This window comes from Streptomyces sp. NPDC048565, assembly GCF_040650935.1.
Classification (GTDB): Bacteria; Actinomycetota; Actinomycetes; order Streptomycetales; family Streptomycetaceae; genus Streptomyces.
The window spans coordinates 143,375-158,008 of sequence record NZ_JBEZIH010000011.1 but is presented as its reverse complement, the minus strand read 5'-3'; the positions used below and the strand labels follow the sequence as shown (position 1 = coordinate 158,008).

Genomic DNA, 14,634 nt, shown 5'->3' with positions numbered 1-14,634 from the left:
ACACGAAGAGACACTCTCCGTGGCGGCTCCTGGCTTCGGCGCCCATAACGTGATCGGGTTGACAACCCGTCAGCCGTACGGGGACGACAGGGCCGAGGGACAGCGATGACGAACGGACCGCACCCGCCGCCGCCCGAGGCCCTTGTCCTGGGCGGCGGCGCCGCAGGACTCTGCCTGGCCCACTGGCTCACCAGGACCGGCACGGGGGTGGTGACCCTGGTCGAGGCCCCCGACGGACCGCTGCGCCCGGCCGAGCGCACCTGGTGCTACTGGGAGGCGGGCACCGGCGAGTTCGATGAGGCTGTCGCCGCCTCCTGGCAGCGGCTGCGGGTGCGGGGCCCGGACGGCGCCGTCATCGAGTCGGAGCCGGCGCCCCTGCGCTATCGCATGGTGCGCTCGGTCCCCTTCGAACGGCTGGTCCTCTCACGTCTGGCCGCCTCCCCCACGGCCCGCGTCCTGCGTGCCACCGCCCACGAGGTGCGCGACACACCGGACGGCGCGGAAGTGCGCTGTACGACGGCCGACGGCCGTCCGCTCACCCTGCGCGGCAGATACGTCTTCGATTCACGGCCCGTGCCCGTCGCGCCACCGCACCGCACACTGCTGCTCCAGCACTTCAAGGGCTGGTACGTACGCACCACTCTCCCGCGCTTCGAGCCCGGCGTCGCGGACCTCATGGACTTCCGGGTCCCGCAGCCCCGTCATGGGCTGGCGTTCGGCTATGTTCTGCCGCTCGCACCGGACCGGGCGCTGGTGGAGTACACCGAGTTCTCCCGTGCCCCGCTCACGACAGACGCGTACGAAGCCGCCCTGCGGCAGTACACAGAGCGCGTCCTGCGGCTCGGCCGGTTCACCGTGGAGTCGGCCGAGCGGGGTGTGATCCCGATGACCGACGCGCGCTTCGCCCGCCGGACAGGCCGCGCCGTCTTCCGTATCGGGGCCGCGGGAGGGGCCACCCGGCCGGCGACCGGCTACACCTTCGCCGCGGTGCAGCGTCAGAGCCGGGCCATCGCCTCCGCGCTGCACCGGGGGGCGCCGGGTGTAGTGCCCCCGCCTCACGGGCGCAGGGCGCTCGCCATGGACGCCGTGCTGCTCCGTGCTCTCGACACGGGGCGTGTGGACGGGCCGCGCTTCTTCACCGAACTCTTCCGCCGCGTCCCCATGGAGCGGCTGCTGCGTTTCCTCGACGGCGGGAGTACGCCGTGGGAGGAGTTCGGGATCGGTCTGCGTACGCCCGTGGGTCCGATGCTCCGCACCGCGGCCGAACTCCCGTTCCTCCCCCGCCGGGCCGGCGGCCTGACCGAAGAGAGCCTGCGATGATCCGGCGTCCCGACCCCGCAAGGCACGGACGCGATCGCCGGGCCGAGGTACTCCTGCCCCGGCCAGGAAGTGGGCGCTTCACCGGCGACGCCCCATCGGCGGCGGTGATCGGCGGTGGCATCGCGGGCCTCGCCGCGGCGACCGGGCTCGCCGAACGCGGAGTCCGCGTGACGCTGTACGAACAGGGCGACGCCCTCGGTGGCCGCCTGGCCGGCCGGCCCGTCCGTCTCGCCGACGGCTCAGGGGCGACGATGAGCCGCGGCTTCCACGCGTTCTTCCGCCAGTACTACAACCTGCGCGGACTGCTGCGTCGTACGGACCCCGGGCTCGCGGCACTCGCCCCGCTGCCGGACTATCCGCTCCGGCACCGCAACGGTATGGCGGACAGTTTCGCCCGGGTGCCGAGGACCCCGCCGTGGAGCGCCCTCGGGTTCGTGGCGCTCAGCCCCTCGTTCGGCTGGCGCGACCTCGCCTCGATGAACCCCCGCGAGGCGCTGCCGCTGCTCGACGTGCGGGTGCCCGAGGTGTACGAGCGGTTCGACGGGGTCAGCGCCGCCGACATCCTGCACCGGATCAACTTCCCCGAAGCGGCCCACCACCTGGCCTTCGAGGTGTTCTCCCGCAGCTTCTTCGCCGACCCGCGCGAGCTGTCCGCCGCCGAGCTGCTGCTGATGTTCCACATCTATTTCCTCGGTTCGTCGGAGGGGCTCCTCTTCGACGTGCCGCGCGAGCCGTTCCCCCAGGCGCTCTGGGAGCCCCTGGCCGGCTATCTGCGGCACCTGGGCGCCGAGGTCCGCACCGGCACCCCGGTCCGGCGCGTCCGCCCGGACTCCGGCGGAGAGCTGGTCGTGCGGACCGACGGGGCGGACGACCGCCACCAGGCCGTGGTCCTCGCCCTGGACACCCATGGTCTGCGCCAGGTCGTGGGCGCCTCGGGCCGGTTGGGGGACGCCTCCTGGCGCGCGGACATCGCGGCCCTGCGCACGGCGCCGCCGTTCCTGGTGTCCCGGCTGTGGCTCGACCGCCCCGTGCGCGCGGACCGTGCGGGGTTCCTCGGCACCAGTGGTTTCGACGGTCTTGACAACGTCAGTGTGCTGGACCGCTGGGAGGGTGAATCGGCCCGCTGGGCCGCGCGGACGGGAGGCTCCGTCGTCGAACTGCACGCCTACGCCGTCGACGGGGCAGCCGAGCCGAAGGAGGTCCAGCGCCGGATGCTCGACCGGCTGCACGAGGTCTACCCCGAGACGGCGGACGCCCGGATCGTCGACGCCCGCCACGAGTGGCGCGCCGACTGTCCCGCCTTCCCGCCGGGCGGCTACCACCGCCGGCCCCCCGTGCGCACGCCTCACCCTCGCGTCGTGCTGGCGGGCGACCTGGTCCGCACCGGCCTCCCCGTCGCTCTGATGGAGCGCGCGGCGACCTCGGGCTTCCTGGCAGCCAACGCGCTCCTCGCCGACTGGGGGATCCGGGGGCAGGTGCTCTGGACCGTTCCGCGTGCCGGGCGCTCCCGCGTCCTGCGAGCCCTCGCGGGCGGGGCCGCCCGGCGGTGATGTTCAGCCGGGGAAGCGCCCGGTGCTCCGCAGCGACCAGCGGCGCTCGGCGTACGCCAGGTCGTCACGCCAGAGCCGGCCCGCCGTCCGGCGCATCAGAGGGCGCAGGGCGGGCGCGACGAGACGGGCCAGGGCGAATCCCCGCCGGTCCGAGGCCGCGACGACGGCCTCGACGACCGCCGTCCTCGGGGCGCTCGCGCCGGGCCCGGTGAGCGGCGTCGCGTGGGTCTCCACCACCGATCCGGCGCCCTCACCGTCGGTGACGCGCATGACCACCGTGCGCGGGCCCGGCGCGGTGAACACCGCACGCACCGGCACCACCAATTGGCCGGCGACCTTGAAGGAGACATCGACGGCGAACGCGTCGTCCCCGCCGTCCCGCGGGGTGCCCGCCACCGTCAGACCGACGAACGCGTAAGGGTGGAACCAGGAGCCGTGCCAGGGGTCGAGCCGGTTGGCGACCACGTCCTCGGGTTCGCACCGGCCCACGGCCGTGAACACCGCGTCCACCGCGTCGCCCCGGACGGGCCTTTCCATGACGGCCGGGCGCTCCAGCGGACTCTCGCCGCCTGCCCGGTCCAGCCTGACCCAGACCAGGACCCCGTCGTCGTACACCGGGTACGGTTCCCACCCGGCGAACGGGCCGCCGTCCAGGGCCAGTCCGTGCCAGTGGCACAGGAGCGTCCCGCACACCACCCGGCTGTCGCGCAGCGGGGCTCCCAGATGTGGGCACTGCCCCGGCCCCGCGCGCAGGGATCCGTCGTCGGAGCGCCACAGGACGACTTCCACCCCGGCGACGGCCCGGCCGTAGGGGCGCTCCCGTACGCCGATGTCCCGGGAGGCGCCGACGACGTACCAGTTGCCCGACGGCCTGGCGGCCGACCGCTTCAGCGCTTCGGCGATCACGGTGGGCTGCGCCTCGCGCCAGGTCGGCGCCTGCCGTTCCCAGCGGGGGGCGCGCCGCACCCGCAGGGGCGATGTCCACGTCCTCGTGGAGTGCCGTCCGTTCATCGCGGTGTGCCCTTCGCTCCGGCGGCCGCTTCCTGCCCCGCCGCGGGCGGCCGGGTCCGCATCCGTGCTCCCAGGATCCGTACGAGTCCGCCGGCGGCGGTGACGGCGCGCCGCCGGCCCGGCACCACGGAGCGCCGGTGCAGCACCCGGTAGCCGTCGGCGGCGATCGTGTCGAGGATCGCCCGGTACAGGGCGAAGGCCGTACGGATACAGGGCCGCACCCGCGGCTCCAGCATGGCGATGCCCGGCTCCGCGTCGCGGTACACGGTCCGCACGAGCCGGTCGGCGTCGGCGAAGGCCGCCCGGAGACGCGGGTCGTGCCGTCCGGTGCGGCGGCTCCACTCAAGCAGGGAGCGGTCGACGCCGTGGGCGCCGAGCAGGTCCGCTGGCAGATAGACGCGCCCCCGGTCCAGGTCCTCGCCCACGTCACGCAGGAAGTTGGTCAGCTGGAAGGCCACGCCGAGCGCGGCGGCGTGCGGTGCCGCCTCCTCGCGGGCCACGACCGTCCCGAGGACGGGCAGCATCTGGAGCCCGATCACCGCTGCCGAACCGTGCATGTAGACCCTCAGGTCCGCGTACGTCGGATAGTCGGTGACCGTCAGGTCGCTGCGCATGGACGCCAGGAAGTCGGCGAACAGGCCGTGGTCGATGGCGTAGCGCCCCGCGGTGTCGGCGACGGCCCTGACCACCGGCTCCTCACCGCCTCCCGTCCGCAGTCCATGGGCCAGGTCGCTCTCCAGCAGACGCAGCAGACGGTCGCGTTCGGCGGGGGGCTGCCTGCGGTCCAGGTCGTCCACGATGTCGTCGGCCCATCGGGCGAAGCCGTAGAGCGCGTGCACGGCGCAGCGGCGTTCGACCGGGAGCAGCCGGGTGGCGAGGAAGTATGTGCGGCCGTGCTGCGCGTTCAGCTGTCGGCACCGGGCGTAGGCGTCGCGCAGGACGGGCCCGGTGATCCCGGCTGCGTCCAGCTCACGGGTGTTCATCGGCGGTGCCCTTCGAGGACGGGGGGACGGCGGTGCGCACCCGTCGCGCGGGGAGTACCTGTGATGCGGGCGGCGGCGAGCTTGCCGCTCACGAGTACGGTCGGGACGCCCACCCCTGGTGTGGTTCCGCATCCGGCGAGGACGACGTTGTCGTATCCGCGTACGAGGTTGCGTGGCCGGAAGGGGCCGGTCTGCGCGAAGGTGTGGGACACGGAGAAGGGGGTGCCGGCCGCGTGGCCGTCGGCCGTCCAGTCGACCGGGGTGACCAGTAGCTCCCGGTCGATGGATGCCTCGAATCCGTCGAGCCCCCTGCGCTCCAGCTCCGCCAGCAGCCCGTCGCGGTAGCGCGGACCGAGGCCGCGCCAGGTGCCCGCCGATGGGCCGGTCGTGGTGTTGGGGCACGGGGCGAGTACGTAGTGCAGATGTCTGCCTTCGGGGGCCAGCGTCGGATCGTGGGTCGTCGGCCGGGTGATCAGCAGTGACGGGTCGCTCATGACCTGACCGGTCCGGGTGAGTTCGTCGAAGGTGCGTTCCCAGGCGGTGCCGAAGGAGAGGGTGTGGTGCGCGAGGTCGGGCCAGGTGCGGTCCGTGCCGGCGTGCAGGACCACGGCCGACGGCGCGTGTCGCAGCGGTACTGCGCGTCGCGGCGCCCGGCCCAGGAGCCGGTGGGCGACGGGCAGATCCGGCGTCAGGACGACCGCGTCGCAGGCGATCCGCTCCCCCGACGCCAGCCGGACGGCTCGCACCCGCCCGGCCGCGGTCTCCAGCCGTGTCACCGCGGCAGACCAGCGGAACTCTCCTCCGGCGTCGGCCGCCGCGTCCGCCATCGCCCGGGGCAGCGCGTACATGCCGCCCTTCGGGAACCAGACGCCCGCGACCGTGTCCATGTAGGCGATGACGGCGTAGGCGGCGAGCGCACGGGCCGGGGCCACTCCCGCGTACAGCGACTGGAAGGAGAACACCCGGCGCAGCCGCGGGTCGGAGAGGAATCTGCCGATCTGCGGGTCGAGCCGGCCGAAGCCGCCCAGGGCCGCCAGCCGGGCGAGGTCGGGGTGCAGGAGCTGGAAGGGTGAGTCGAAGTTGGTGTCGATGAAGCGGCGCATCTGCGCCCGGTACATCCGCTCCAGCCAGTGGCGCAGCCGCCGGTATCCCTCGGCCTCCGAGGCCCCGGCGAACCGGCGGACCTCGTCCTCCATGACGTCACCGTCCGTGTGTACGTCCAGCCGGCTGCCGTCCGCGAAGCGCGCACGGTAGGCCGGGTGCAGGGCGACCAGCTCCACCCGCCGGTGGAGGCTGTCCCCGACGGCCGCGAAGGCCTCGTCGGCCAGGTGGGGCATGGTCAGTACCGTCGGCCCGGTGTCCACCCGGTAGCCGCCGAGTTCCAGCCGTCCCGCACGGCCTCCGGGTGCGGCGTCCCGCTCGACGACGGTCACCCGGCGGCCCGCGCCGAGCAGATGGAGCGTGGCGGCGAGGCCGGACAGGCCGGCGCCGACCACCACCACGTGGTCCGTGGGGCCGGACACGGTCCTCATGGGCGCTCCTCGTTCCGGGCGGTGACCACGGCCCAGGGCCGTTGATCCCCCTATGCCTGCCCGGCATGCGACCCGGTCGGAGCGGAGTTCACCCGGACGGCGGACAGACGCCCCGCACGGTCAGGGCGAGCAGCCGGTCCGCCTCGGCGGCGGGGTCGGGGTGGTGCTCCGTGGCCAGCGCGATGCCGGTGACGAGTGTGATCAGGTCGGTGATGGTCACACCCGGTGCCACCGCGCCGGCCTCGGCAGCACGGCGCAGCAGGGGGTCGGCCGCGCCGGTCAGCTTCGCCGAGCAGGCGTTCACATACTCCGGGCCCTCCGTCTCCGCATGGGTCAGCGTGTCGGCCAGGCCTCGTGCCGAGGTGGCGTAGGAGGTGAGCGCGCCCAGCCAGTCGAGGAGGGCGGACCTGGCGTCGAGGGCGCCGGCCAGCTCCTCGGCACGGGTGCGCAGGGCTTCGATCCGCTCACTGAACACGGCTTGGAGCAGGGCGCCCCGGTTCGGGAAGTGCCGGCGCACGGTGGCCGATCCGACTCCGGCGACACGGGCGATCTGCTCCAGGGATGCCTCGGCGCCGTGCGCGGCGACCTCCTCCTCGGCCACGGCGAGGATCCGCGCGTAGTTGCGCCGGGCGTCGGCACGCTGGGCGGTCATCTCTCATCTCCTGGGCTTGCTAAGTGGCGGGGCCCTCCGTATCGTAACCGAACATAAGTGGCGGACCCCGCCACTTCTCAGAGCGACACCTGCCCGAGGAACACCATGACTTCAGATCCCAAGCCCGTACTGGTCGTCGGCTCCACAGGCCAGCAGGGCGGCGCCACCGCCCGGGCCCTGCTCGCGACGGGGGTGCCGGTCCGGGCACTGGTCCGTGACCCGGCCGCCGCCCGGGCGAAGGCCGTCGAGGCACTCGGCGCCGAGCTGGTCACCGGCGACCTCGACGACCGTGACTCTTTGACCAGGGCCGCCGAAGGAACCCGAGCCGTCTTCTCCGTCCAGATGCCCGATCTGGAGGGCCGCGGCTTCGAGGGCGAGCTCGACCAGGCCATCGGCCTGATCGAGAGCGCGAGGGCCGCCGGCGTGCCTCAGTTCGTCCACACATCCGTCTCGGGGGCCGGGCAGCACACCAGCTGGGTCAAGGACCACTGGAGCTGGATGGAGCCCTACTACACCGCGAAGGCCGGGGTCCAGGACCGGGTACGCGAGGCGGGCTTCACGCACTGGACGCTCATCAAGCCCGGCTACTTCATGGAGAACCTCCTCCCCTCCAAGGAGATCGTGTTTCCCCGTGGAGTGGAGGGCGGCCTGGTGACCCTGCTGAAGCCCACGACCCGGCTGTCCCTCGTGGCTGTCGACGACATCGGCGGGGCGGCTGCGGCCGCCATCGCCGCACCTGAGCGTTTCCACGAGGTCGAGCTGGAGCTGGCGAGTGACTACCTGTCCATGACGGACATCGCCGCGGTCCTCTCGCGCCGTCTCGGTGTCGAGCTGACCGCGCCCGACCTGACCGCGGAGGAGGCAACCGCAGCGGGGATGCCCGACATGGGCTTCGGCCAGTCACACATCAACGAGCACTCCCAGCCCGCCCGGCCGGAATTCGCGCGGGAGCTCGGCATCCCCCTCACCACCTTCGACGAGTGGGCCGGAGCCCATCTGCGGCCGGCCTCGGCCTGAGGTCCACCCCGGGGACCGTGACACCCCGTCAGGCAGGCCGTAGCTCGAACCAGTCGAAGGCCGGCGCGCCCCGGGTCGCGTACATGCCGACCACCCGGCCGGTGAAACCCCCGGCAACCTCGGTGGTGAGGTAGCGCCCGTCGAGTTCGGCGAGTACCTCGAAGTCCCCGTCGGCAGTCTCGTACCCCAGGCGCAGGGTGTCGGGGCCGCCCACCCGGAGGCCGGACACCTCCGCGGTGCCGTCGCCCTCGGGACGTACGGTGACGGTGGGCGGCAGTACACCTGTGGTGGTCACATCGATCCTCAGGACCAAGGGGCCGGTGGGTACCGTCCGTTCGGCCACGGTCCGGCGCAACGGGCCTATGCGTGCGACCGCACGTACCCTGCCGTCCTCGGCCTCCACCTCGTAGTGGTGGGCCTCGTCGAGCCGTACGGCTATCCCGCCCCTGCCTCCTTCACCAGGGTCGGCCAGCACCCGCGCGCTGCAGTCCGGATCACGCTGGCGCCTCCCGACGAACAGTGCGCCCGGCCGGTCCAGGCTGTCCGCGCGGGCGTGCAGCACCAGATGTCCGGGCCGCTCGTCCAGGCGTACGGCGCCGGGGTCCTGCCGGCGCAGCGACACCCAGCAGGGTGCGAGTCCCGCGGAGTCGAAGTCGTCGCGGTGCGGCTCGTCGGGCCAGGGGTGCGGGGGCAGCGCCGGAGCCTCGGCGCGCGGTTCCAGCGGGCCGGGCAGGGGCCATTCGTCCACCCAGCGCACCGGCGCCAGGAACGTCTCCCGGCCCAGACCGTGGTATCCGGGCGTGTCACCACGGGGCCTGGTGCCCAGCAGGACCATCCACCAGGTTCCGTCGTGGGCCTCCACCAGATCCCCATGGCCGGTGTTCTGGACGGGGTGGCCGGTGCTGCGGTGGGACAGCACGGGGTTGTCCGGGTGCGGTTCGAAGGGGCCCGGCAGCGTCCGCGCCCTGGCCACCGACATCGCGTGCCCGCGTTCCGTCCCGCCCTCCGACAGGAGCAGATACCACCAGTCGCCGATCCGGTAGAGGTGCGGTCCCTCGGGATACTGGAGCCCGCTTCCCGACCACATGTCCACCGGCTCACCGAGCAGTTCGCCCGTCTCCGGCTCGATGCGCACCCCACGGATCCCGTCGTGGGAGAACACGCACCAGCAGTCGCCCTCGTCGTCCCAGGCCAGATCGGGGTCGATGCCCGGGATGCCTACCGGCACGGGCTCCGACCACGGACCCGCGGGGTCCTCGGCGGTCACCAGGACGGTGCCCGCACCGGCCACCACGGTCGTGATCATCCAGAAGAGGCCGTCATGATGTCGCAGCGTGGGCGCGTACACCCCGCACGAGGACGGAGCCGTGTCAGGCAGCGCCAACTGCGACGAGCGGTCCAGGACGTGTCCGATCAGCCGCCAGTGCACGAGATCCCTGCTGTGCCACAGCGGCACCCCGGGGACGTACTCGAAGCTGGACGTCGCCACGTAGTAGTCCTCGCCCACACGGCAGATACTCGGATCCGGACTGAAGCCGGGTATCACGGGATTCTCGAAGAGCACCTGGACCGTCCTCGGGTCAGGCCCTGCGTAACAGGGCCATGATCGTTGAAGCGCTTCGAAGATGGCAGCGTCGCATCAGCGTGTCAAGGGACCCGGCAGATCTACGACAGCCTTCGCAAAAACGCGAGTTGGCCGCGTCGAAACGCTTCGACGCCCCTTTACGCAGAGGGCCGAATCATGGGCACCCAAAACCATGTGCGCGACCGTCGGGGCGGGGAGCAGACTGCGGGTATGGACCGAGAAGCTGTCGGATCTTCCGGCGTGAACCCCTCGGCGCGGTAGAACCGCATGCTCGGGTTCCCGTCGGACGCCCGCCTGTTGATCGTCAACTGCGACGACTTCGGCATGTATCCCGCGGTCAACACGGCGGTGATCGAATCGATCGAGCAGGGGATCGCGGGGTCGTGCAGCCTCATGACCGTGTGTCCAGCGGCGCAGGACGCCGTACGGCTGCTGCGGCGACGGCCGGACATCCCGTTCGGGATCCATCTCACCCTGGTGTGCGAGACGCCCCGGCACCCCTGGGGCCCTCTGGCCGCGAAGGAGAAGGTGCCCTCGCTGCTCGACCGGGCGGGCGACTTCTTCGCGCCGACGACCGCCGGACGGGCCGCCCTGCTGGGCCGGGCCCGGCCCGACGAGGTCGAGACCGAATTCCGCGCGCAGTTGGACGCCGTGGCCGACACGGGGCTCACACCCACCCATCTGGACTTCCACTGCCTGGCCGACGGAGGCCGCGACGACATCCTGGACCTGACGGTGGAACTGGCCGGGGAGTACGGCCTCGCCGTCCGTGTATGGCTGGAGCCGGGACTTCTGGCGATGCGGCGACGGGGGCTGCCCGTCGTCGACCATGACTTCCTGGACAGCTTCTCCCTTGCGACCGAGGACAAGGCGGCACGGTATGCCCGGCTGCTCCAGGGGCTGCCGATCGGGCTCAGCGAATGGGCTGTGCGTCCCGGTCTCGGCGGCCGTGAGGCGATGGCCGTCGACAGCGGGTGGCGGGTGCGCCGTGCCGACCACGACTTCCTCACGTCGCCGGAGGCCCGGGAGGCCGTGGCACGGGAGGGCATCACGGTGATCGACCACCGGGCCCTCCAGCGTGTCTGGGCACGCGATGCCGGGGCCGCCGTGAGCCGCCGCCCCGGCCATCCGCATGCTGGACCTGGCTCACCGGATGCCCGGACGGACCCGTAGGCTGGCGGGTGCAGCTGGTTCGCCCCGTCCGCCAGACGGGATGCGTCGCAAGAGGGAACCCGGTGGAATTCCGGGACTGCCCCGCAGCGGTGAGCGGGAACGACCGCCGTCATACGCACTGGGTCCGACGTACCGGGCCTGGGAAGCGACGGCCAATAGGTGTCCTCCTGGAGGGCGTGCCCGCGAGTCCGAAGACCTGCCATCTGCCCGCGTGCGAACGAACCGTGCGCGGACGATCCCGGTGACCTCGTGGGCGGGTCGGCGTACATACCAGGCGGATCACCGCGTCGTCCGGCGCGCCTCCCGTCCGGTACGTCACCCCTTCGCGCTCTCGTCCCGTCTCCGGGATCTCAGGGATTCATCTCGCGAAGGAGATCTCCGTGACCACCGAGCATCCGACCGCAGCGCGGTCCACCGTGTACGGCTACCCCCGGCAGGGACAGAACCGGGAACTGAAGAAGGCCGTCGAGGGCTACTGGAAGGGGCGGGTCACCGCGGACGCCCTCCGCGCCACCGCCGCGGAGCTGCGTCGTTCCACCTGGCAGCAGCTCGGCGCCGCAGGTATCGACGAGGTCCCGACCGGGGACTTCTCGTACTACGACCACGTGCTGGACACCACCGTCATGGTCGGTGCCGTTCCCGCACGCCACCGTGAGGCGGTCGCAGCCGACCCGCTCGACGGCTACTTCGCGATGGCGCGTGGCACGCAGGACGTCGCACCACTCGAGATGACCAAGTGGTTCGACACCAACTACCACTATCTGGTCCCGGAGCTGGGCCCGGACACGGTCTTCACCGCGAACTCGGCCAAGCAGGTGGCCGAGCTCAAGGAGGCCGTCGCGCTCGGGACCGCCGCCCGGCCCGTCCTGGTGGGTCCGGTGACATATCTGCTCCTGGCCAAGCCCGGCCCGGGTGTCGCCGCGGACTTCGACACGCTCACGCTCCTGGACCGTCTGCTGCCGGTGTACGCCGAGGTGCTCGGCGACCTGCGTGCGGCAGGAGCCGAGTGGGTGCAGCTCGACGAACCCGCCCTCGTCCAGGACCGCGGCCAGGCCGAACTGGCCGCCGCCGAGCGCGCCTACCGACTGCTGGGTACGCTCGCCGACCGGCCCAAGCTGCTGGTCGCCTCCTACTTCGGCCGTCTCGGCGAAGCCCTTCCCGTCCTCGCCAAGGCACCGGTGGACGGGCTCGCACTGGACTTCACCGAGGCCGCCGCCGCGAATCTGGACGCTCTGGCCGCGGTCGGCGGGCTTCCCGGCAAGCGCCTGGTCGCCGGGGTCGTCGACGGGCGCAACATCTGGATCAACGACCTGGAGAAGTCGCTCTCCACGCTCGGCACCCTGCTCGGGCTCGCCGGACGGGTCGACGTGGCACCCTCCTGCTCCCTGCTGCACGTCCCCCTCGACACCGCGGCCGAACGGGACATCGACCCGCAGCTCCTGCGCTGGCTGGCCTTCGCCCGGCAGAAGACCGCCGAAGTCGTGACTCTGGCCCGGGGAATCACCCGGGGCACCGGCGCCATCACTGCCGAACTCGCCGCCAACCGGACCGACCTGGCCTCCCGCACGCACTCCCCGGTCACCAGGGACCCCGCTGTGCGCGCCAGGACAGCCGCGGTGACCGAGGACGACGCCCGCCGCTCGCAGCCGTACGGTGAACGAGCCGCTGCCCAGCGTGCGCACCTCGGGCTGCCCCTGCTGCCGACGACCACCATCGGTTCCTTCCCGCAGACCGCCGAGCTGCGCACCGCCCGGGCCGACCTGCGCACCGGACGCATCGACGCGGCCGGCTACGAGGAGCGCATCAAGGCCGAGATCCAGGAGGTGATCTCCTTCCAGGAGGAGACCGGCCTGGACGTCCTGGTGCACGGCGAAGCCGAACGCAACGACATGGTCCAGTACTTCGCGGAGCAGCTGACGGGGTACCTCGCCACCCAGCACGGCTGGGTCCAGTCCTACGGCACCCGCTATGTCCGTCCTCCGGTGCTTGCAGGCGACATCTCCCGCCCCGAGCCGATGACGGTGGGCTGGACGACGTACGCCCGGTCGCTCACCGACCGTCCGGTCAAGGGCATGCTCACGGGCCCTGTCACCATGCTCGCCTGGTCCTTCGTCCGCGACGACCAGCCCCTCGGGGACACCGCACGCCAGGTCGCGCTCGCCCTGCGCGACGAGGTGAAGGATCTGGAGTCGGCGGGGACTTCGGTCATCCAGGTGGACGAGCCCGCACTGCGCGAGACACTGCCGCTGCGCGCCGCCGACCACCGGGCGTATCTGGCCTGGGCGACGGAGTCGTTCCGGCTCACGACCAGCGGGGTGCGGCCGGAGACACAGATCCACACCCATATGTGCTACGCCGAGTTCGGCGACATCGTCCAGGCCATCGACGACCTCGACGCCGACGTCATCAGTCTGGAGGCCGCGCGCTCCCATATGCAGGTCGCCCACGAGCTGGCGGACCACGGATACCCGCGTGAAGCGGGACCCGGCGTGTACGACATCCACTCGCCCCGTGTGCCGAGCCCCGATGAGGCCGCCGAGCTGCTGCGTACCGGCCTGAAGGCGATCCCGGCCGACCGGTTGTGGGTCAATCCGGACTGTGGGCTCAAGACCCGCGGCTGGCCGGAGACCCGCGCGTCGCTGGAGAACCTCGTGGCCGCTGCCCGCACGGTCCGCGGCGAGCTGCCGGCGTCCTGATCATCAGGACCGGCCGGGGCGCGCCCGTGCTCCCCGGCCGGTCCCACCACGCCATACCCCGGGAACACTAATTACCTATTTCAACCTGTTTGCAGGGTTTGATGGCGGGTACCCCACAGAGAGGGCGGAATGAAGCGTTCCGCTGCGGGGCCGTACGGAGCCGCGGGCTGAGCCGTCGTCCGCGTCCACCGGTGCCGCCGCCCCGAAACACCGACGAGAAGGAGTCATCCGTGTCCTCGGTACCCGCCATCACGCTCAACAACGGTGTGGAGATCCCCCAGCTCGGCTTCGGGACCTTCCAGATCCCGCCGGAAGACACCCGCGAAACCACTCTGGCGGCCCTGGAGACCGGCTACCGGCACATCGACACGGCGCAGATGTACGGCAACGAGCAGGAGGTCGGCCAGGCGGTCCGCGACTCGGGTCTCGACCGTTCCGACGTCTTCGTCACCAGCAAGCTGGACAACGACGCCCATCCGTACGACGACGCCCTCAAGGCGTTCGAGCGCACCATGGAGAGGCTCCAGCTGGGCCATCTCGACCTCTTCCTCATCCACTGGCCGCTGCCTGACAAGGGCGACTTCGTGGAGACCTGGAAGGCGCTGGAGGAGATCTACCGCTCAGGTCGCGTCAAGGCCATCGGCGTGTCCAACTTCCAGCCGCACCACCTGCGCCGGCTGCTGGACGGCGGCACCGTGGTGCCCGCTGTCAACCAGATCGAGGTGCATCCCTACCTCACCCAGGACACCGTCAGGTCCTTCGACGCCGAACACGGCATCGCCACCGAGGCCTGGTCGCCGATCGCACAGGGCAAGGTGCTCGACGACCCCACGCTCTCCCGTATCGCGGAGCGGGTCGGCAAGTCGACGGCGCAGGTCACGCTGCGCTGGCATCTGCAGCGCGGGGACATCGTGTTCCCCAAGTCGGTGACTCTGCGGCGTATCCAGCAGAACTTCGACCTCTTCGACTTCGAGCTCACCGAAGGGGACATGGGCGAGATCAGCGCCCTGAACCGCGACGAGCGCACCGGGTTCGACCCGGACCGGTTCAACGGCTGAACGTCTCCACGCAGCGCAGGACCCGCCCCTCCGGGAGGGACGGGTCCTGCGGCACGG

At 72.0% G+C, this 14,634-nt stretch carries 11 protein-coding genes and 1 riboswitch; of the genes, 6 read left to right on the top strand and 5 right to left on the bottom strand.

The features are described from left to right. Positions 1-105 precede the first annotated feature (105 nt). Complete coding sequence (locus AB0C75_RS16025; protein ID WP_362891108.1) at positions 106-1,320, top strand: lycopene cyclase family protein; 1,215 nt, start codon at positions 106-108, stop codon at positions 1,318-1,320. Then, positions 1,317-2,870, top strand: coding sequence for an FAD-dependent oxidoreductase (locus AB0C75_RS16020; RefSeq protein WP_362891106.1), 1,554 nt, complete (start codon positions 1,317-1,319; stop codon positions 2,868-2,870). The genes AB0C75_RS16025 and AB0C75_RS16020 overlap by 4 nt, the downstream gene beginning before the upstream one ends. Positions 2,871-2,873: 3 nt before the next feature. On the opposite strand, the gene AB0C75_RS16015 is transcribed toward AB0C75_RS16020, so the two are convergent. From AB0C75_RS16015 to AB0C75_RS16000, 4 genes are all read right to left on the bottom strand, one after another. Continuing rightward, positions 2,874-3,881: a DUF5914 domain-containing protein gene (locus tag AB0C75_RS16015; RefSeq protein ID WP_362891104.1), complete on the bottom strand. Its 1,008-nt coding sequence runs from the start codon at positions 3,879-3,881 to the stop codon at positions 2,874-2,876. Next, entirely contained in the window at positions 3,878-4,864 is a 987-nt protein-coding gene (locus AB0C75_RS16010; RefSeq protein ID WP_362891102.1) for a phytoene/squalene synthase family protein, read from the bottom strand. The genes AB0C75_RS16015 and AB0C75_RS16010 overlap by 4 nt, the downstream gene beginning before the upstream one ends. Next, positions 4,861-6,396 (bottom strand): phytoene desaturase family protein, encoded by a 1,536-nt coding sequence (crtI, locus tag AB0C75_RS16005; protein ID WP_362891100.1) that lies wholly within the window; start codon positions 6,394-6,396, stop codon positions 4,861-4,863. The genes AB0C75_RS16010 and crtI overlap by 4 nt, the downstream gene beginning before the upstream one ends. Positions 6,397-6,484: 88 nt before the next feature. Further along, complete coding sequence (locus AB0C75_RS16000; RefSeq protein ID WP_362891099.1) at positions 6,485-7,048, bottom strand: TetR/AcrR family transcriptional regulator; 564 nt, start codon at positions 7,046-7,048, stop codon at positions 6,485-6,487. Positions 7,049-7,153: 105 nt separating this feature from the next. Here AB0C75_RS16000 and AB0C75_RS15995 point away from each other — a divergent pair, with 105 nt between their 5' ends. Further along, positions 7,154-8,065, top strand: coding sequence for an NmrA family NAD(P)-binding protein (locus tag AB0C75_RS15995; RefSeq protein ID WP_362891097.1), 912 nt, complete (start codon positions 7,154-7,156; stop codon positions 8,063-8,065). A gap of 28 nt (positions 8,066-8,093) precedes the next feature. On the opposite strand, the gene AB0C75_RS15990 is transcribed toward AB0C75_RS15995, so the two are convergent. Further along, positions 8,094-9,629: a glycoside hydrolase family 43 protein gene (locus AB0C75_RS15990; RefSeq protein ID WP_362891095.1), complete on the bottom strand. Its 1,536-nt coding sequence runs from the start codon at positions 9,627-9,629 to the stop codon at positions 8,094-8,096. 288 nt (positions 9,630-9,917) lie between these two features. Between AB0C75_RS15990 and AB0C75_RS15985 the strand changes: the two genes are divergently transcribed. The 3 genes from AB0C75_RS15985 (at position 9,918) to AB0C75_RS15975 (ending at position 14,577) form a co-directional block, all read left to right on the top strand. Further along, on the top strand, positions 9,918-10,823 hold the full coding sequence (locus tag AB0C75_RS15985; RefSeq protein ID WP_362891093.1) for a polysaccharide deacetylase family protein: 906 nt from the start codon (positions 9,918-9,920) through the stop codon (positions 10,821-10,823). After that, positions 10,822-11,042: riboswitch (cobalamin riboswitch) on the top strand. (Overlaps the previous gene by 2 nt.) A 161-nt stretch (positions 11,043-11,203) precedes the next feature. After that, complete coding sequence (gene metE, locus AB0C75_RS15980; protein WP_362891091.1) at positions 11,204-13,519, top strand: 5-methyltetrahydropteroyltriglutamate--homocysteine S-methyltransferase; 2,316 nt, start codon at positions 11,204-11,206, stop codon at positions 13,517-13,519. A gap of 230 nt (positions 13,520-13,749) precedes the next feature. Then, the gene (locus tag AB0C75_RS15975) at positions 13,750-14,577 is read left to right on the top strand and encodes an aldo/keto reductase (RefSeq protein ID WP_362891089.1); all 828 of its coding nucleotides are present in this window, start codon (positions 13,750-13,752) and stop codon (positions 14,575-14,577) included. Positions 14,578-14,634 lie beyond the last annotated feature (57 nt).

Coding starts and splice junctions, on each gene's coding strand:
- AB0C75_RS16025 (WP_362891108.1), top strand. CDS start 106: ATGACGAACGGACCGCACCCGCCGCCGCCCGAGGCCCTTGTCCTGGGC.
- AB0C75_RS16020 (WP_362891106.1), top strand. CDS start 1,317: ATGATCCGGCGTCCCGACCCCGCAAGGCACGGACGCGATCGCCGGGCC.
- AB0C75_RS16015 (WP_362891104.1), bottom strand. CDS start 3,881: ATGAACGGACGGCACTCCACGAGGACGTGGACATCGCCCCTGCGGGTG.
- AB0C75_RS16010 (WP_362891102.1), bottom strand. CDS start 4,864: ATGAACACCCGTGAGCTGGACGCAGCCGGGATCACCGGGCCCGTCCTG.
- crtI (WP_362891100.1), bottom strand. CDS start 6,396: ATGAGGACCGTGTCCGGCCCCACGGACCACGTGGTGGTGGTCGGCGCC.
- AB0C75_RS16000 (WP_362891099.1), bottom strand. CDS start 7,048: ATGACCGCCCAGCGTGCCGACGCCCGGCGCAACTACGCGCGGATCCTC.
- AB0C75_RS15995 (WP_362891097.1), top strand. CDS start 7,154: ATGACTTCAGATCCCAAGCCCGTACTGGTCGTCGGCTCCACAGGCCAG.
- AB0C75_RS15985 (WP_362891093.1), top strand. CDS start 9,918: ATGCTCGGGTTCCCGTCGGACGCCCGCCTGTTGATCGTCAACTGCGAC.